The following is a 19,458-nucleotide window of genomic DNA, read 5'->3' as shown; positions in this document are numbered from 1 at the left end:
AAATAGGCAGACCTTTCTGCCTATTTCCTTTCATTTAATTTTTTAATGGATATGAAGACATTTTTAACTGTAGTTTATTGTTTGTTTTTGCTGGGAATGCCGGGGAAGTGCTTTAGCCAGCCGGATAATGCGGGAAACAAACCGGAACATATCATTGTAAACCTGACCGAAAAACCATCGGAAAGTGTGGCCGTTACCTGGCGCACCAGGGATGCTGTTGCACAAATGCTTCAGTGGGTGGAAGTGACCGATTCTCCGGTGATTCCCGACAAAGAGCAGGTTCTTACGGCCAACAGTAGTACCGACACTTACATCGATGGTGATATTCCTCCGCTGGTTGTTACCAACCATTCGGTGGTTATCGGCAATCTGAAACCGGCAAGCCAGTACCTGTACCGGGTGGGCAGCGAAGATGCCTGGAGCGAATGGATCGGGTTTAAAACGGCGGGGACAGAAAATGACCCGATTTCCTTTATCTACTTTGGCGATGTGCAAACAAACATCAAATCGCAGTGGTCGCGGGTAATGCGCAAAGCCTATAGCATGGCACCCGATGCCGGTTTTTTGTTTTACGCCGGCGACCTGATCAACCATACCCACAGCGAAGAAGAATGGAAACAGTGGTTTGAGGCCGGAAGTTTTATTCATGCGACTATTCCGAGTATGATGACTCCCGGGAATCATGAATACGACAGTACGGCATTGGATAATCACTGGCGCCCGCAGTTCACTTTGCCCGAAAACGGTCCGCAGATGGATTTGCTTTCCGAAACGGTTTATTATGTCGATTACCAGGGCCTGAGGATCATCTCGATCAATGCCGATATGATGGATGAATCGCCGGAAGCAGCCGAAAAAACAAAAGTCTGGCTGGAGAAAGTGCTGGCAGAAAACAAAAAGCCCTGGACGATCCTCACGCTGCATTTTCCTTTTTATTCGACCAAGGCCAACCGCGATAATGCCGAACTACGCGAAAACTTTCAGCCAATGGTTGAAAAGTACGGAGTGGATATGGTTTTGACAGGGCACGATCATGCCTATGGAAGAGGATGGGAAAATATTGAATCGATGACAAAACCGGGCGAGATTTCCGGGCCGGTGTACGTGGTGTCGGTAAGTGGGCCCAAACAATACGATCTCTCAGCGCAAAGCTGGATGAGCAGAAAAGGCGGAAATATTCAACTGTTTCAGCTCATTTCGATTGATAACAACAAGCTGAACTACAAAGCCTATACTGCCAGCGGAACGTTGTACGACGAGTTTGACCTAATAAAACAAGCGGGAAAAGCAAACAAACTGATCGATAAAGCGCCGTCAACGCCGGAGCGTTTATACACGCGGTAAGCAGTGTGGTTTTTGCAGAACAGTAACCTGAATGAACGAGAATGAATGGTGGTTATAACCTAAAATACAAACGAATGAACTTCCGGAAAATACAATTGGCGGGAAGCGTATTGTTTTTTTTGTTGTTGACATTTGCGCAGGCCGGTAGTCAGAATTTGGCTAAGGGAAGGGTGTTTGATGACCTGAACCGGGACCAGATTCCGGACAGCAACGAACCGGGCATTGAAGGCGTGCTGGTATCCAACGGCCGCGAAGTGGTGCGGACCGATAAAAACGGAGCCTGGACACTGCCTGTGGATGCGGAAGTGGAGGAATTGTTTCTGATCAAACCAGCGGCCTACGAGGTGCCGGTGAATGAAAACAAAATACCGCAGCATTTCTTTCTGTTGTCACCGGAAACCGATCTGAATAGAAACATTTTGTTTCCGCTTTACGAAGGATCCAAAAACGACACTTTTTCAGTGGTGTTTTTTGGCGATCCGCAGGCCAGGGGCGAAAAGGAAATGAATTATGTTTTTCACGATGTGGTGGAGGAACTGGTGGGAACCAACGCAACATTGGGTGTTTCGCTGGGCGATATGGTAGCCGACGACCCCGAAATGATGGATGATATCAGCAGCGGGATCGCGCAAATCGGGATTCCGTGGTACAATGTTTTCGGAAACCATGATAACGACCGCGATGCAACAAGCAACAACGACCGCGACCGCACTTTCACCCGGTTTTTCGGACCTAGCACCTATGCTTTCGAATACGGCAATGTGGCCTTTATCGGGCTAAACAATATTTTCTTTCAACCCAACGGAAAATACCGCCCGCATTTTACCGAAAAGCAGCTGCTTTTTGTGGCGAATTACCTCCGGCAATTGCCGGCTGATAAATTAGTTGTGCTAATGATGCATGCGCCCATCGTTGCCTGCAACAACCGCAACGATTTGTTCCGGATACTGGAATCGCACGAACATACCTTCTCCATATCGGGGCACGTGCACGAGCAGATGAACCTGTTTTTGGATGAAAAAGACGGATGGAAAGGGAAAAATGAGCATCATCACCTCGTAAATGCCACTGTGTGTGGAAGCTGGTGGTGCGGACTGAAAGATGAAAGGGGCATCCCTCATGCCACCATGAATGACGGGGCGCCGAATGGGTATTCCATTGTCTCATTTACCGGAAACCGCTACAGCGTGCGGTTTAAAGCAGCACGCCGACCAGCTGATTACCAGATGAATATTTATTTTCCGGAAGAAGTGAAAACTACAGAGATCGCTAAAAGTCGTGTGGTGGTGAATGTTTTCGCGGGGTCAGAACGTTCGGTGGTCGAAATGAAAATCGGGCACAACGGAAACTGGTTGTCCCTTCAGAAAAAGGACCAGATCGATCCGGAAAATTTGCGCGCACATCAGCTTAATCCTTACCTGGAGCAAGAAGTAAAAGGTGAAGTGCTGGAGGATGTTTTGGGATACAAAATGGATTCCCCCAGCGTATCGACACATATGTGGGAAGGGGCTGTGCCTGCTAACCTGTCTCCCGGAACCTATACTTTAACGGTGCGGTCAAGCGACATGTTTGGGCAAAGCTGGACAGCCCACCGGATCTTTCGGGTTACCAACTAAACATCAGGCGTGGAATGATATATTTACGAACATACGGCAGATTAAACCCCGCGTACATGCTAACTTTGCTGATGGCATTGGTAATGGTGGCCTGTCATCCGGCGGGTTCTGAAAAACACAACAAACAAATTTTTATGAAAGAAAAACAACTATCATTCTCGGCTAAAAATCATGCGCTGGACAACAACGATAATTTTTCACCCGACGACCGTTTTCTTTGTTACGACACACGCGGTACGGTTCTGAATTTCGATCTGGCCAATTGCAAGTCCATCGAAAAAATAGAAATTACTAGCGGGGAAGAAACCGTGCTTTGGGCGCCCGAGTCGGTAACCGGGGAACAGGCGGCACCCGGTGTAGCAGCTGTTTCGTACCATCCTTTTGATGACAAAGTGATTTTTATTCATGGTCCGCTGCTGGAGGAAGTGGCCGAACGGGGTTACTACGGCATACGAAACCGTAGTGGAGTGGAAGTGAGCGCCGATGGGAAAGGCTCCGTTACAAAAGTGGATATGCGGGATGGGGCCACCGATCGTCCCACCATTCCCGGAGCCCAGCGCGGAGGCACACATCGCCACGAATACACACGCGACGGCAATCGCATAGGCTTTACCTACGACGACTTTTTACAGCAGGATTACGACCGGACGATCGGGTACATGATGCCGCATCCAAAGGCTCCGGCGGGGTACACGCACTATTTTGCTGTTTTGGTGAAACCCAAAAAGAAAGGGAGCTCAAAAGCCGGTGAAATTGAAAAGGCCTTTGGCGATTCGTGGGTGGATGCAGCCGGGAAGATACGTGCTTTTGTTGGGCAGGTGCGCTCGGAAAACGGAGTCGATTTTCAAAACGACCTTTTTGTGGCCGAAATTCCGGATTCGGTGGACATTACAAGTGCAGATTCGGGAGATGCTGAAAACTATCCCGAGCCACCCCAGGGAATTGTGGTGCGCAGGCTAACGCACGACGGAGGTGTTTCCGGCATTGTGCGTGGCTCGTTTGACGGACGACAGATCGCCTTTCTGATGAACGACAAAAACGGTGTGGCACAGGTAAACACGATCGACGTTTTGGGAGATGATCCGGCCCGGCAAGTGACAAATTTTGAATCGGATGCTGCCTTTTTACGCTGGCATCCGAATGACGAATGGATCTTTTCAGTAGTAAAAGGAAACATTGCAGCCACCTGCGTGCGTGCAGGAAAGGATTTTGGCCAAACGGTTCTGCTTACCAACGATCAGCAGCTGCGTTCGCAGTTGGTGGTTTCGCGCAACGGAAAAATGCTGGCCTATAACATCGATGTTCCGGGAGCTACCGAAACCGGTGAAGAAAAAGCGTTCATGCAGATTTTTGTGATGGAAGTGGAAATGGAGAAGATGAATGCTGCAATTCAGTAAAAAAAGAGAGAGAAGATAAATATTTAAATAAACAAACTTAAACGAACTAACATGATGAGGTTTCAAGTCAAACTAAGATTGGTCTTGATGTTAATGACACTGAGCAGTGCATTGGCGGTTATGGGGCAGAAGCGAGCGGATGCCCCGATACAAGACAAGCCTTTTATACAGGAATACAGTATAAAATATAATTACGACAATTCCGGAAACGAGCTTTTTCAGGCTGCTTCGGACCGGAACGGGTACATCCAGGTAATTTCGTTGCACGGACTGCTTCGTCCGAGAGCCGGCGAGATGCTTTTCCCCGGCACGCTGGTAAAAGATGTGCAGTACAAACCAACTTCCGACAAAGGAATTCGTGCCGTTGTTAATTACCAGGATCAGCTGGTTTATGTGGATGATGTGGCGGTATTGAGTAATGCCTGGGCAGGAAGGCTTTTTACCCGTCATAATTTGCCCGAAGCCCGCATTCTGGAAGCCGGAAAAGATTTTACTTTTCTGATTTCGGACGGGAAAAAACTCCAGTTGCTAAACATGGAAGGAAGTCTTTGGGAAGGCGAATCGGCTGATGCTGTAAACGAAATTGCCTACGATGCTGCAAACAATCAGTTCTGGATTTTGGGCGAAAATTCGATTCAGGTTTTTCAACCCGGGAAGAACAACTTAAAGCAGGTACTCAGCCGACCCGGGCTCACGGCTATCGAAGTTTGGAAAAACCAGCTGGTAGCCGGTACTTCCGACGGGTATTTTACGGTTGATCTCCAAAGTCATCAGGCCGGAGAAATGCAAAAGAACCTGCCGTGGACAGAGATTACCTGCGTAAAAAATATCGACGGCGATCTTTGGTTGGGCTCCACCTGGGGTGCTTTCAAACGAAACGACCAGGGAAAATACGATTATTATGCGTCCAAACGCTGGCTGCCTTCCGACGAGGTGATTGATATTGCAAAAGGACCAGAGAATTCGGTGCTGATTCTAACCGGCAAAGGTCTGGGGCAGATTTGCCGCCAGGAAATGACACTTTACGATAAAGCCATGTACTTTGAAAAACAGGTACGTGAACGACACATCCGCTTTGGTTTTAACGGAACCATTTCGGGGATGACTGACGGCGATGTAACCACCGGAAGTCTGGAAACTTCGGACAACGACGGCCTGTGGACCACCATGTACCTGGCCGGCGAGGTATTTCGCTATGTGGTTACCAAGTCGGACGAAGCTTTGCAAAATGTACGGGAGTCGATGGACGCAATGGAGCGTCTGTATTCGATCAATCCGGTTCCCGGGTTTCCGTCGCGCTCTTTTGAACGCCGTGGCTACAAATACCACGACAAGCCCTGGCGCCGGGCCGAAGATCCCGAGTGGGACTGGAAATCGACCACGAGCAGCGACGAGGCCATCGGTCATATTTTTGCGTTTGGAGCTATTGCTGAGTTGGTGGACGTTCCTGAATTAAAAGATCAAGCGATTATGCTGATCGATACCCTGATGTCGCATGCGCTGAAACACGATCATTATTTAGTAGACTGGAACGGAGAACCCACGCTATGGGGAAAATGGACCCCGGAATATGTAAATGCGCGTCCGGTAGGAGTGGGTGACCGCAAGATCAATTCTTCCAACTACATCGGGATGTTGCAGACAGCTTATCATTTTACCGAAAAAGAAAAATACAAAAAAGCGGCTTTCGATCTGATGGAGAACCACGGTTACCTCGAAAACCTGATGTTGCCCATGAGCAAGATAGGAAGAGCAGCGGAAGATGCCGACGACTGGAGCAAAATGCTTTCGGAATCTTGGAACCATTCAGACGATGAAATGTACTATTGCGGATACTGGGGCTTGTACCGTTATGCCTTTGACAAGGAGCTGAAAGCCAAATTCAAGGAAGCGATTGTGGACCATTGGGAAGCGGAGCGTCCGGAAAAAGAAGGCTTGTGGAACATCATGACTGCCCTGGTTGGGAAAGATGATTACGACTTTGATAATGCTGCCTGGTACCTGCGCGAATATCCGTTGGATATGATCAACTGGACCGTGAAAAACAGCCACCGGAAAGACATTGAGCTGCTGCCGGAGAATTTCAGGGAACAAAGCACCGCCGAGGTATTGCCACCCGATGAACTGCGGATTTCGCGTCACAATGCGAACCGCTTTGGCCTGGATGGTGGCAGCGACGGCAGATCGGAATACAGTGCCGGCGACATTTGGTTACTGCCCTACTGGATCGGGCGTTACCTGGGCGTAATAAGTGAGCCCGCAACAAAATAATTTGTTTATACTCAGCAAAGTGTAGAAAAAGGGCGTACTTTGGGTGTTGACCCGGTACGCCTTTCTCTTTTAATTCCTTGCTAAATGTCAATAAACAATAGCTTTTGAATAAAATATCAGAAGCCTTGTGTGCTTCTGTCTCCTTACTTTGCATACAAGGCCAATTGTGAAAGTGAAACGTTTGCCCATGAAAAGAAGCAGCATGAATAAAAAATTCGAAGTAAGGCGATCATTAAATCAATGCAACAAACAGGTACTCGCCATTGGGATGATAGTGCTGGCCTTGTTTGCTTGCAACCGGGAGCCGGTTGACAAACGCATGGTAAAAGATCTGATGAATGAGAAGATCAGTCGGCTTTACGTGGAAAAAACACAGGAAGAACTGGCTGCAATTACCTATGGGGAGGCGTTTAAACTGTTTGCCGACGATGAGCTTGAGGTGTTGGCAACCCGTCACTGGATGTTTGATGTAAATGTTCCGGTGGTGGTGTCGGTGATGCGAAATACCAAACAGGAGATTGTTCCGTTTTGGCTTATCAGCGATGCTTTTACGAAAACGAAGATGACCCTGAATAACGAAATGACTACCTACGAAGTGTGGCAAAAGTCGTTTGACGCAGGAACGGTTGGCTTGGGGATCAATGGTTTTGAGAATAATTCGATGCACTACTTTGTTTCGGTGGCACCGCAAAATAAAACCGACGAGCTGAAACTGAGTAACTTTTTTCCGGCTGGTCAATACGTCGGAATACTCGATAACGGGGCTTTTACCTACCACGACTGGGATGAACTGGTGCTGGAAAATGTGCCCGAAGAATTAAAAGGACAAAAGCTGTTAACAACCATTCGGGGACGCGGAACCGAGTCGCACCTGGAAAACGCTTTTCGAACAACCAACTATCCTTCATCCACTCAACCCGACCAGGTGATGCTTACCTGGAGCGGCGACCCCGCAAGCACCATCGATATTCAGTGGCGCACCAACACGGATGTTTCACAAGGCAAAGTTGAATACCGGGAAAAAGGTAGCGAATCAGTCACTGAAGTGGAAGCAGAGAAATATGTACTGGACGATTTGTTGCTGATGAACGATCGCTTGGTACATCGTTTTACGGCCCATTTAAGCGGACTAAAGCCAGGCACTAACTATGAATACCGAATTGTTCCGCAGAAGGAATGGACCGAAAAGCAGCAATTTAGCACCGAAACTGCGCACGATGAATTTTCGTGGCTTTGGTTTGGCGATATTCATCACTCGCCCCAATGGGGAGAGCTTGCGAATGAAGCTTTTCAGCAACATCCTGATGTATCTTTTGTTTCGGTTGCCGGCGATTTGGTGGGCGACGGCCTGCACCGCAACCAGTGGGACGATGTGTTTGAGTATTCCGCTGATATTATTGCGCAGCGTCCGTTTATGAATGTATTGGGGAATCACGATAACCGAAGCGGACTGGGTGCACATATGTACGAACAATTATTCAGCTACCCCAAAAATGGCCCCGATGGTGTCATTCCCGAACATACCTATTCTTTTTCCTACAAAAATGCCCTGTTCCTGATGATCGATGCTACTTCGAAAGATGAGTTGCAAACCGGATGGATTGAGGAACAGCTAAAAAATACAACTGCCACCTGGAAACTAGCCATGTTTCATTTTCCGCCCTACAATTGGGAAGAGCCCTATTTAAACATCCAGAAACTCTGGGTGCCGCTGTTTGATAAATACCATGTTGACATGGTTTTTGGCGGGCACATTCACTATTACATGCGTTCCAATCCCATGAAAGGCGGTCAGGTGGTTGATTCTTACAACAACGGAACGGCGTATGTTATTTCCATCGGAATCCCGTCGCGAACCCGCGAAATTGCCAGCGAGCCTTATGCGGCAGTGCAAAAAGCCGACGGACAGTACTTCCAGTACATGAAGTTTGGCCCGCGTGAGCTTTCGTATTCGGCGGTCAACTCAGAAGGAGAAATAATCGATTCGCTGATCCTAAAAAAATAAACCATGACTTCTCGTTTTCTTAGCTCTTTGCTGCTTTTGCTGCTGGCTTTTTGGGCCGGGGCACAAAACAAACCCGATCTGGATTTTTCTGACTCGGGCGAGTTTAAGATAGTCCAGTTTACGGATACACACATCAACCTCGAAAAAGAATCCAACCGCGATGTTTTCGGCCGGGTGAAAAAGATCGTCGGGATCGAAAAACCGGATTTGGTAGTATTAACCGGCGATATTATAACCGGAAGTGACCCAAGGGAAGGCTACCTGCTTTTTGAAAAGCTTTTTGTGGAAGCGGGTGTTCCCTGGACCGTTGTACTTGGAAACCACGATGCCGAGCACGGTATGAAACGTGAAGCCCTCGCCGATTTTATTCAACAGCGAAAACTTTGTTTGAACAATGATCAGCACGAAACCGATGGAAACTCAAATTTTGTGCTGACACTGGGGAGCGATAAAACGGAGGCATTGCTGTATTTTATGGATTCCAACTCGTATAGCACCCTTCAACCGCTGGTAGGCGGGTGGGGGTGGTTTACCTACAATCAGGTGGGCTGGTACCGCGAAAAAAGCCGGCAATTTACCCGTTCCAACGGAGGAAATCCCTATCCGGCACTGGCATTTTTTCATATTCCGCTGCCCGAATACACCGCTGCCTGGGAGAACAAAGACAATCCGCCGCTTGGTGTGAAAAACGAGGATGAATGCAGCCCCGAGATCAACACCGGAATGTTTGCTGCCATGCTCGAAAGTGGCGATGTAATGGGAACCTTTGTAGGGCACGACCATATTAATGACTACATTGGCGTACATTATGGCATTGCGTTGGCTTATGGCCGTGTTTCCAAAAAAATGAAAGGGGAAGAAGATCCTTTGGCGGGAGGCCGTGTTATTGTTATCAAAGAAGGAAAACGCAGTTTCGAAACCTGGATAAGAGACATGAACGGGGAAAAAGAACTCGAATGTTCGTGGCCTGCATCTTTCTCCAATACTGAAAATCAATAAACCATGAAGAATAAACTAATCATTGTTGTGCTGCTGCTGCTGACTGGCGAAGTAATGGCACAACCCAAAAACAGTCATCAATCCATTGTAAGGGAGGAGCTTATATTTACTCCACAGCACGAACACAGTCACGGTAGCAGCCTGGTGGCTTTGCCCAATGGCGATATGCTGGCCTGCTGGTTTCAGGGAAGTGGGGAACGTAAATCTGATGATGTTCGCATCATGGGAGCCCGGCTCGAAAAAGGGAAGAAGCAATGGAGTGCTCCTTTCCTGATGGCCGATACGCCCGGTTTGCCCGATTGTAACCCGGTACTTTTTCTGAACAGTAAAAACAAGCTTTTCCTGGTGTGGATAGCCGTGCAGGGAAACCAGTGGGAAGGCTCCATTTTACGTACCCGCACCACCAGCGATTACAACCAGCCCGGAGCACCTAAATGGCAGTGGCAGGACAATATTCTGTTAAAACCCGGAGAGGAGTTTGTGCAGGAGCTGAGCCAAAAGTTTCAGGAAATGCCTCCGCTTCATAACGGCTGGGCAGGGTATGCTCCAAAGTACGACAACCTGATCATGGAAGCGAGCAAAAATACAGTGAACCGTAGCATTGGATGGATGACGCGTATCAAACCACTTGTTCTTGAAAGCGGACGGATTGTTCTGCCTCTTTATTCGGATGGGTACAACCTTTCGTTGTGTGCCATTTCTGATGACGACGGTGAAACCTGGCGACCTTCGAAACCCATTGTAGGACGTGGCCCCATTCAGCCGGCGCTGGCACAGCGCAAAAACGGTGATATTGTGGCTTACATGCGCGACAGCGGCGACGCACCGGCACGTGTTCACAAGAGCATTTCGCACGACAATGGCGAAAGTTGGACCTATTCTGTAAAAACGGATATTCCGAACACAGCAAGTGTGGAATTGCTTACCCTGGCCGATGGACGCTGGGCCTTTGTGGGCAATGATATTAACGACGGGCGCTACCGCGTGGTGTTGATGCTTTCTGACGACGAAGGTGAAACCTGGAAATGGAAAGAATACCTCGAAAGCGATGCAAAAGAGAGCGGCGGAAGCTATTCTTATCCCTGTTTGATTCAAACTTCAGACGGAATGTTGCACATCACCTATTCTTCGCGCACGGGAGAAAGGGAAAAGTCGATCAAGCACCTGGTAGTGGATGCAGGTAAGATAAAATAACGGTTGCCGGCTTTTCCGGTAATCGATGCAATCAGATAAAAAAAGGGTTTAGCACAAAACGGTCTTCTGTTTATTCGGGAGACTGTTTTTTTTATTGCTTTTAGTTTAACCCTTGTTATTTCTGATTACTGATCTTTACTTTTGTACTTTAAGCCAAAATGAGAACTTTGTTTTAATTAATTTCTATTTTTATTGGCTTCATTCTTTTGCGGGTCATGGCAGGTTTAATCGATTGGAATAAAATAAAGGAAGGAGATAAAGCAACATTTGAGAGAATGTTTGATTTATACTATCAACCTCTATGTGGATTTATTTCATCGTATATAAAAAACAACCATGTTGTAGAAGATATTGTCATTGAGTGCTTTGTAGAGATGTGGGAAAAACGTCAGTCAATAGTCATCAAGTCGTCTCTTTATAATTATTTACTTACGGTTGTGAAGAACGCAGCAATCAGCTACCAGCGCAAGAACAAGGTACAGTTTGCCGAATTGGAAGGCTTGTCGTTAGGTAATGAAGAGTCAAACAATCCGTTGGAAGAGATGTCAGTACTGAATCGCCTGTATGTGGCGATCAATAAACTCCCCGAAAAACGCAGACAAATTCTGAGAATGACGGTTTACGAAGGAAAGTCGTACCCACAGGTGGCTGAAGAGCTGGGAATCTCGGTGAATACCGTTAAAACCCAAATATCCCGCTCGTACCGGTTTTTAAAAGAGGAACTGAATGTGCCCGATCAGTTCATTTTCTTTCTCCTTTCGCGGGAAGTCCAATGTTTTGAATAGAAAAACTTCAAATCTCTGATTGTGATGTTTTTGTGGTCGTGGCTTTTTCATTTCAAAGAGAAGGATTGAGAAGCCTTGTATCTTTTTTTATGGAAAGTGAAAAAAAGATACAATTTGTCGTCACCCTAAATGCATTCTTTGGCGTCAATGGTAAAAATGAACAAGGTGAATAACAACGATACATATTGGGACCGTTTAGTTGAAAGAGTTTTCCAGGGGGATGGGTCTCAAAAACAGACAAATGAACAACCAGAGACACAGGAGGAGAAAGACTATCAATGGGCGAGGCAGACCAACGAGCATTTAATGCAGGTTTTTAGTTGGGATCGTTTTGATAAAAAAGAGGCCAAATTTCGCTTGAATTATCGCTTAAGTCGCAAAGATTCCCTTCTGCAACGTTTCAATCGCCAGGTTTGGATGAAAGCTGCGGTGATTTTGCTGGCGCTGATTACCGGAGCTTTGTTGCATGCAATTCTTCCCGGGAAAAAACAGGAGACAAGTTATTCGGAGGTGACTGTTCCGCTGGGGCAAATGAGCCAGATCCAACTTCCCGACGGGTCGGTGGTGTGGCTGAATTCAGGTTCTGTTTTTAAGTATCCGACTTCATTCGATCAGAAAAAAAGAGAGGTTTTTATTGATGGGGAAGCCTTTATGGAAGTAGCTCATAATCCTAAAAAGCCTTTCGTTGTAAATGCCCCTTCTTTTGCTGTTGAGGTTTTGGGAACTTCGTTTAATGTGGATGCCTACGCTACCGACAGCTATTCGAGTGTAACCCTGGTTGAAGGAAAGGTGCTGTTACATGCCAATCAGGAAAAGCAGTCCCAAATATTGGTTCCGGGGCAACGTGCAAGTATTCGCAACGGAAAGATTGATAAACTGACAGAGGTGGATACGGAATTCTATACTTCGTGGAAAGATGAGAAAATTGTTTTTCGCCAGGAATCACTGGAAGAGATCGCCAGAAAGATGGAGCGATGGTACAACGTCGAAATTCAGTTCAAGGATGAGTCACTAAAAAAACTTGAATTCTCAGGAACTTTTTTGAAAAACAAGCCCGTGAGTCAGGTGCTGAAATCGTTGAGTATTATGAATGACCAAATTGACTTCGTCACTGAAAATAGAATCAATCAGAAGAATATAATCTACATCGTAAAGAAAAACAACTAAAACTGATTTTATATGACAAAACCTAAATGAAGTAAACTTTAAAAAAGGATGGGAGTACCCACCAGTACTCCCATCTTTTAAAACCAATTCAAAAGCCGTTGACGCGGCTAATTAATTAATTTAAATCCGTTTCAAAACTATGAAAAAAAAACGAACAATTCATGGCCTTGGCGGGCTATGGAGTAAATTATTTTTGATTATGCGATTGGCTATTTTTCTGTTCTTTGCGTTTGTTTTTGGGGCTCAGGCGAAATCATTTTCGCAGTCGTCAAAACTAACGCTCGATTTGACAAAAACCCGCTTGATGGATGTTTTGAATGAGATCGAAAAGCAGTCCGATTATTATTTCTACTTCAATTTGGACCTGGACAATTACATGGTAGAACATGTACATGTAAAAGACAAGGAAATCAAGCAAGTGCTAAACGATGTGCTGACGGATTTGGGCCTGGGCTATGAAGTAGTGGATCGTTACATCGTAATCAAGAAAGTTGATTCCCCCAATGAACGGAATTCCAATTCAAAAGCGGAGCAGCAAAAAGGTGTTAGCGGAAAAGTGAGCGATAGCACAGGCGCCCCGCTTCCCGGAGCTACCGTGGTTGTAAAAGGAACTGCGCAGGGGGCTGTTACCGACAGAGATGGTAATTTTCAGTTAATGGATGTGTCCGATGATGCTGTTCTTCTTTTCTCGTTTGTAGGAATGAAAACACAGGAAGTAGCTGTGGCAGGACAAAGCAGTATCAATGTCCGTTTGGTTGAAGACGCCATTGGTATTGAGGAAGTGGTGGCCGTTGGTTACGGTACCATGAAAAAAAGTGACCTGACCGGCAGTGTGAGCCAGGTGGATGGTGACGACCTGAAAAATGTAGCTGTACGTACAGCAGCCGATGCGCTTCAGGGACGTTCGGCCGGGGTGATGGTAACTTCTACCAGCGGTAGCCCCGGTTCTATGGGAGCTGTTCGCATTCGCGGGGTTGGAACCGTTAACAACAACGATCCGCTTTTTGTGGTGGACGGCTTGCCTCAATCCAACATCGGATGGTTGAACCCCAACGATATTCAGTCGATAGAAATTTTGAAGGATGCTTCGGCAACTTCTATTTACGGAGCCAGGGCTGCAAACGGTGTAATCATGGTAACCACCAAAAAAGGAAGTTCGGGCAAAGACTATAAATCCAGTGTTTCCTTTGATATGTTCATCGGTTTCCAGAACCCGGAAAAACGGTATCACATGCTGAATGCCGAGGAGTTTATGGAATTTAAAAACCGTGCCTATACTGCTACCGGACAAGCTTTGCTGGATGACTTTTCTACACCGGAAAAGCGCGAACAGATTCTTCAGTTTCTTGAAAAGAATACAGGAAGCAGGGAAGGAACCGACTGGTGGAAAGAGATTATGCACAAAAATGCACCCATGCAAAGTTACAACATCGCCTTGTCGGGTGGTTTGGAAAAGCTGCGGTATCATTCCAGTTTGGGGTACATGTCGCAGGATGGTATTGTTAAGGCTTCTGATTATGAACGAATCTCTTGGCGGAATACTCTGAATGCAGACTTGGCCAAGTGGTTTAAAATGTCGGCCAATGTGGGTATTATTTATGAAAACCGGCGTAACGTTAGCGAAAGCAACCCTTACAACGGAACCATCTTTTCAGCCATGACCGCTGACCCGATTACCCCGGTTTACCGGAACAACCTGGTGGATGTGCCCTCTTTTCTGCAATCAAAATTAATGACTGGTTACGAACCCAGTAACGAGTTTTCACAATATGCCGGCGTGCTTTATTCGAACAAGCCCAACCCGGTGGCTCAGGTTGAGTTGATGGGCCTGAATGTTTGGGAAGGAATCAGTGTTAAAAGTGGTTTGACAGGTGACTTAAACCTGACTCCATGGCTGAAGTTCCGTTCCAATTTTGGTTTGGACGTGCACCGTGGCTTATCCAAAGGTTTCACGCCAAAATACTATCTTGATGGAGACCAAAATGCAACTGATGCCACGGTTGGACGCAGGTATTACAGTACGAACTATTGGGTGTGGGACAACACCCTGACTTTCGATAAAACGTTTGAAGCTCACCGGGTATTGGCCATGGTTGGTACTTCGGCCGAAGAAAATAAGTACGAAGAAACCGGAGCTTCAAAACAGGGAACAATCAATAACGATGAAGACCAGCGTATCATCAATGCGGCGTCGAAAAATCCGGCAGCAGATGGCTACGATGTAACAAGTTCGATGAATTCTTATTTCGGACGCTTGTTCTATACGTATCGCGACCGTTACCTGTTTACCTTCAACATTCGCCGTGATGGCTCTTCAAATTTTGCCGAAGGTAACCGATGGGGGGTATTTCCTTCCTTCTCTTTGGGCTGGGTTTTCAGCGAAGAAGGATTCATGGATAAATACGAGTTCCTGGATATGGGTAAGCTGCGTTTTGGTGCCGGTGAAATTGGTAACCACAATATTGGCAGTGGCGCCTACTTGTCGACCTACGGAAACAGTGGTTATTACACCTTTGGAAATCCGCGCATGCCTTATTTGAGTGGAGGCCGTAACAGCGTTGGTAATCCAAACATCAAGTGGGAAACTACCCGTCAGATTGACCTCGGAGTAGACCTGGCCTTCTTTGATAGTAGATTTACCGTAACGGCAGATTACTTTGTAAAAACAACCGACGACATGTTGGTTCAGGTACCACTTCCGAGTTCGTTCGGCTATCCGAATACTCCGTGGACCAATGCCGGAAGTATTGAAAACAAAGGGCTTGAACTGGAGCTTGGATTCAAGGAATCAATTCGCGATTTCAACTTCTCGATTGATGCCAACTTGTTCACCTTTAAAAACAAGGTGGTTAGTTTGGGTGGTGGCGAACCAATTAATGGATCCACTCACCTCGGAAACATGACACATACCCGGACAGAAGTAGGTATGCCAATTGGTTATTTCTACGGATGGAAAACGGATGGAATTTTCCAGACACAAGCCGAAATTGATGCCTATGCCAATAACGAAGGAGAGTTGATTCAACCTACTGCTCAACCTGGTGACCTGAAATTCCAGGATTTGAACGGCGTGGATGCGGATGGAAATATTGTTAAAGGACCAGATGGCGTATTGAATGATGCCGACCGTGTGATGGTTGGAAACCCATTCCCCGATTTTACCTACGGCTTTACTCTTGCTGCCGATTATAAAGGTTTTGACGTATCCTTGTTCTTCCAGGGATCAGTTGGAAATGACATTCTGAATATCCTGAAGTACGATATTCGCTCGGGAGCCGGTTGGTACAACGCCCCGGATGATATGCTTGATATTGCATGGAACGGCCCGGGAACTTCGAACACTCAATTTGCAATCAGCGCCAATTCACGACAAAATCTTCAGATGTCGGATTGGTATGTGGAGGATGGCTCTTACATACGCTTAAAAAACGTTCAAATAGGTTATACGATTCCTAAAACTGTTCTTAAAGCGCTGAACAACCACAATATACGTGTGTGGGTGGGTGGTCAGAACTTGTTTACCATCACCGACTATTCCGGCTTAGACCCGGAAATTGGTTCTTCCGATCCGAAATTTATGGGAATCGACCAGGGATTTTACCCGCAGGCGAGAATATTCATGATGGGTATTAATGCTACATTCTAACTAATGAAAACGTATTAATTATGAAAAGTAAATTCAATTTATCAATTATAATAATCCTTCTTATTGTAACAGGATGCTCCGAATCTTTTTTGGACAATCCCCCCAAAGGTTCGTTTTCTGAAGATGTTTTTTACAAAACCGAAGATGCCGGAATCAAATCAGTGATCGGTTGCTACACACCCATGTTAAACCATTGGGACTACCAGGTGATGTGGTACGATGTGGGCAATATTATTACCGACGATTCGAACAAAGGAGGATCGGATGCAGGCGATGGTATTCGTAAAACAGAGGTTGGAATTGGCAAACCATTGCCAACCAATGCGATGTTAAATAGTTTGTGGGCACATCGATTCAATGCGATAGGGACATGTAACACGGCCTTGGAAAACATCACCATGGAAACTCCGCTGATTCACAAGGGAGGAACCTATGTAAGCGACGCTGAAAAAGCCCGTTACATTGCTGAAATAAAGTTTTTGCGTGGTTTTTATTACTACGATTTGGTGACTGTTTTTGGAGGTGTGCCGTTGATTACCAAAACGCTTTCTCCTGAAGAAAAATCAACACTTACAAAGGCCTCAGTCGAAGAGATTAAAACGCAGATTCTGAACGATGTGAAAGCCTGTATTGATGAGCCTAATATGCCTACTTCGGCATCGCTGCCCGAAGCAGAATTTGGACGCATAACCAGGGACATTGCCAATGCATTTAAAGCGCGCGTTCACCTGTTTTTTGGTGATTATGCCGACGCCAAAGATGCTTCGTGGAAAGTGATTGAAACCGGTACTTTTGAATTGCAGTCCGACTACCAGGAACTGTTCAACAGCTATGGCAACGGGTTCTTCTCGAAAGAAAGCGTGTTTACCATTTTGCGGGAATATCGTCCGGGCTACACCGGCTCAAGTGTGATTCCTCAAATGAACACAGGTCGTAATAACCTTGGAGGCTGGGGAGGCGACTGCCCAACGCCTGATTTGGTGGATGAATACGAAGTAGGGGATGCCCGTTTGATTCATACAGTTATTCAGGACCAGGATGAATTCATGAAAAATGATGGAACAATTGAAGTGCATAACTACACCGGATACGATAACAATACCGGTTATCACAGCCGAAAAGCCTATGTGCCGCACCAACGCAGACCGGACGGCGGTTTCTGGCAGGTTGACTGGACTTTCTACCTGATTCGTTATTCCGATGTGTTGCTGATGTATGCTGAGTCCTTACTTGAAACAGGAGGTGACAAACAGGAAGTGGCCGACTATATCAACATGGTTCGGAAGAGGGCTTTTGTAACTACTTCGAGGGTGGATAGTTGGGCGCACAAACGCCAGATTGTTATTCCGGAAGTAACGGAAGCAGAGTTTGAAGCAAACTATGCGGTGAAAGCAACCGATGACCTGTCGGCAGCCATTAAGCATGAAAGACGGGTTGAGTTGGGAATGGAAGGCTTACGCTATTATGACCTGATTCGTTGGGACGATTTTGTAAGCACCATGAACGCATTTTCGAAATTGCCCTATGCCAATGGGAAAGGGTCAAAAGTAGATGATCTGACCTGGCCGTATCCAATTCCTCAAACTGAAATTGACAGAACAGGAGGTTCAATTACTCAGAACCCTGGATATAACTAAACATGTGCTACTGGTCGAAAGGCCAGTAGCCTTTTAATACTTTAATACATGACTCTAAAAAGTAGATTATTTGCATGCGCTGCGGTACTGGGCTTATTTGGATGCCAGGCACCGCACAACCAATTAACAGAGCAGGAACAGGCTGAAGGCTGGGAGCTGCTGTTTGATGGAGAAACACTTAGTGGCTGGCGTGATTACAACGGGGAAGGCCTGACAGGCCCCTGGGTAGTGGAAGAAGGCCAGATTAAAGCCGAAGGACATGGGAGCGACGAAAGTGGCTACATTGTTACCGACAAGCAGTACGAAAACTTTGTTTTAACCTGGGATTGGAAAATTTCTCCCGGAGGAAACAGCGGTATGCTTTACCACGTAGTGGAAAATCCGAAGTTCAAAGTACCTTATGTTACCGGTCCTGAGTACCAGCTGATCGACAACGAAGGTTTTGAACAGCCGTTGGAAGAATGGCAAAAATGTGGCGCTGATTATGCAATGTATCTGCCCGAAAAATCAAAACTTCACATTAATCCTGCCGGTGAGTGGAATACCTCAAAAATTGTATTCGATAACGGACACGTTGAGTACTGGATGAACGGCGAGAAAACCATTGAATTTGAAGCATGGAGCGATGACTGGTTTGAACGTCGTAACAGCGGGAAGTGGGAAAATATGCCCGAATACGGTTTGGCACGCAAAGGTGTTCTTTGTTTGCAGGACCATGGTTACCCTTCGTGGTTCCGTAACATAAAAATCAAGGAACTACCTAAAAAAACAGAAACCGTTGACTTATTTAATGGAACAGACCTTGAAGGCTGGGAAGCATACGGTAACGAAAAATGGTTTGTTGAAGACGGCCTGCTGGTTTGCGAAAACGGCCCTGAAAAAGGATACGGTTACCTGGCAACTACCAGCTATTTCGATGATTTTGATTTATCCGTTGAATTCAAACAGGAAGCCAATGGTAACTCCGGAGTTTTTATTCGCTCGTTTATTGAGCCGGTTGCAAAAGTAAATGGCTGGCAGGTAGAAGTAGCTCCTCACGGACATGGAACCGGCGGCATTTACGAATCGTATGGCCGTGGTTGGCTGATTCAGATTCCGGAAGAAAAAGAAGACCACCTGATTGTAGGTGATTGGAATACACTCAGAATAAAAGTTGTTGGTAACGATGTACAAACCTGGTTAAATGGCCACGAGATGGTTCAGCTTAACGATGAGAAAATCGGTAAAGGTCAGGGGCGCATTGCTCTTCAAATTCATGATGGAGGCGGTATTAGGGTATTATGGAAAAACCTTAAAGTAACGCGTTTGTAGGATTTTATAAACCAACTAAAAAACAACATTATAAACCAATAAAAGAAAAGTATGGTAAACAGAAGAACGTTTATCAGCCGCTCGGC

The 19,458-nt window shown here is 46.3% G+C and carries 12 protein-coding genes; all 12 read left to right on the top strand.

The genetic code is table 11. The features are described from left to right. Positions 1-51: 51 nt before the first annotated feature. Positions 52-1,344 carry a purple acid phosphatase family protein gene (locus D1614_RS10395; RefSeq protein ID WP_162304468.1) on the top strand — a complete coding sequence of 431 codons (1,293 nt, stop codon included), beginning with the start codon at positions 52-54 and terminating at the stop codon, positions 1,342-1,344. 74 nt (positions 1,345-1,418) lie between these two features. After that, positions 1,419-2,960 (top strand): calcineurin-like phosphoesterase C-terminal domain-containing protein, encoded by a 1,542-nt coding sequence (locus tag D1614_RS10390; RefSeq protein WP_119438153.1) that lies wholly within the window; start codon positions 1,419-1,421, stop codon positions 2,958-2,960. A 56-nt stretch (positions 2,961-3,016) separates the two neighbouring features. Beyond that, on the top strand, positions 3,017-4,357 hold the full coding sequence (locus tag D1614_RS10385) for a DUF3748 domain-containing protein (RefSeq protein ID WP_162304467.1): 1,341 nt from the start codon (positions 3,017-3,019) through the stop codon (positions 4,355-4,357). Positions 4,358-4,444: 87 nt separating this feature from the next. Continuing rightward, a complete protein-coding gene (locus D1614_RS10380) occupies positions 4,445-6,628 on the top strand; it encodes a ligand-binding sensor domain-containing protein (RefSeq protein ID WP_206609979.1) in 2,184 nt (727 codons plus the stop codon). 202 nt (positions 6,629-6,830) lie between these two features. Then, on the top strand, positions 6,831-8,633 hold the full coding sequence (locus tag D1614_RS10375; protein ID WP_119438152.1) for a purple acid phosphatase family protein: 1,803 nt from the start codon (positions 6,831-6,833) through the stop codon (positions 8,631-8,633). A gap of 3 nt (positions 8,634-8,636) precedes the next feature. Beyond that, entirely contained in the window at positions 8,637-9,632 is a 996-nt protein-coding gene (locus D1614_RS10370; protein ID WP_119437867.1) for a metallophosphoesterase family protein, read from the top strand. Between the two features lie 3 nt (positions 9,633-9,635). Then, positions 9,636-10,826 carry a sialidase family protein gene (locus D1614_RS10365; RefSeq protein WP_119437866.1) on the top strand — a complete coding sequence of 397 codons (1,191 nt, stop codon included), beginning with the start codon at positions 9,636-9,638 and terminating at the stop codon, positions 10,824-10,826. A gap of 215 nt (positions 10,827-11,041) precedes the next feature. Then, positions 11,042-11,611, top strand: coding sequence for an RNA polymerase sigma factor (locus D1614_RS10360; protein ID WP_119437865.1), 570 nt, complete (start codon positions 11,042-11,044; stop codon positions 11,609-11,611). A 156-nt stretch (positions 11,612-11,767) separates the two neighbouring features. Beyond that, complete coding sequence (locus D1614_RS10355) at positions 11,768-12,778, top strand: FecR family protein (RefSeq protein WP_162304466.1); 1,011 nt, start codon at positions 11,768-11,770, stop codon at positions 12,776-12,778. Between the two features lie 139 nt (positions 12,779-12,917). Further along, complete coding sequence (locus D1614_RS10350; protein ID WP_206609978.1) at positions 12,918-16,424, top strand: SusC/RagA family TonB-linked outer membrane protein; 3,507 nt, start codon at positions 12,918-12,920, stop codon at positions 16,422-16,424. Positions 16,425-16,444: 20 nt separating this feature from the next. Then, the gene (locus D1614_RS10345; RefSeq protein ID WP_119437863.1) at positions 16,445-18,061 is read left to right on the top strand and encodes a RagB/SusD family nutrient uptake outer membrane protein; all 1,617 of its coding nucleotides are present in this window, start codon (positions 16,445-16,447) and stop codon (positions 18,059-18,061) included. 48 nt (positions 18,062-18,109) lie between these two features. Next, complete coding sequence (locus tag D1614_RS10340; RefSeq protein WP_119437862.1) at positions 18,110-19,372, top strand: 3-keto-disaccharide hydrolase; 1,263 nt, start codon at positions 18,110-18,112, stop codon at positions 19,370-19,372. Positions 19,373-19,458 lie beyond the last annotated feature (86 nt).

This window comes from Maribellus luteus, assembly GCF_003576475.1.
Lineage (GTDB): Bacteria > Bacteroidota > Bacteroidia > Bacteroidales > Prolixibacteraceae > Draconibacterium > Draconibacterium luteum.
The sequence above is the reverse complement of the archived record's forward strand: the minus strand, read 5'-3'. Positions and strand labels throughout refer to the sequence as shown.

Bases quoted from the DNA above. Each gene is read 5' to 3' on its own strand.
- D1614_RS10385 (WP_162304467.1), top strand. From the start codon at position 3,017: ATGCTAACTTTGCTGATGGCATTGGTAATGGTGGCCTGTCATCCGGCG.
- D1614_RS10375 (WP_119438152.1), top strand. From the start codon at position 6,831: ATGAATAAAAAATTCGAAGTAAGGCGATCATTAAATCAATGCAACAAA.
- D1614_RS10380 (WP_206609979.1), top strand. From the start codon at position 4,445: ATGTTAATGACACTGAGCAGTGCATTGGCGGTTATGGGGCAGAAGCGA.
- D1614_RS10340 (WP_119437862.1), top strand. From the start codon at position 18,110: ATGACTCTAAAAAGTAGATTATTTGCATGCGCTGCGGTACTGGGCTTA.
- D1614_RS10350 (WP_206609978.1), top strand. From the start codon at position 12,918: ATGAAAAAAAAACGAACAATTCATGGCCTTGGCGGGCTATGGAGTAAA.
- D1614_RS10345 (WP_119437863.1), top strand. From the start codon at position 16,445: ATGAAAAGTAAATTCAATTTATCAATTATAATAATCCTTCTTATTGTA.
- D1614_RS10355 (WP_162304466.1), top strand. From the start codon at position 11,768: ATGAACAAGGTGAATAACAACGATACATATTGGGACCGTTTAGTTGAA.
- D1614_RS10390 (WP_119438153.1), top strand. From the start codon at position 1,419: ATGAACTTCCGGAAAATACAATTGGCGGGAAGCGTATTGTTTTTTTTG.
- D1614_RS10365 (WP_119437866.1), top strand. From the start codon at position 9,636: ATGAAGAATAAACTAATCATTGTTGTGCTGCTGCTGCTGACTGGCGAA.
- D1614_RS10395 (WP_162304468.1), top strand. From the start codon at position 52: ATGAAGACATTTTTAACTGTAGTTTATTGTTTGTTTTTGCTGGGAATG.
- D1614_RS10370 (WP_119437867.1), top strand. From the start codon at position 8,637: ATGACTTCTCGTTTTCTTAGCTCTTTGCTGCTTTTGCTGCTGGCTTTT.
- D1614_RS10360 (WP_119437865.1), top strand. From the start codon at position 11,042: ATGGCAGGTTTAATCGATTGGAATAAAATAAAGGAAGGAGATAAAGCA.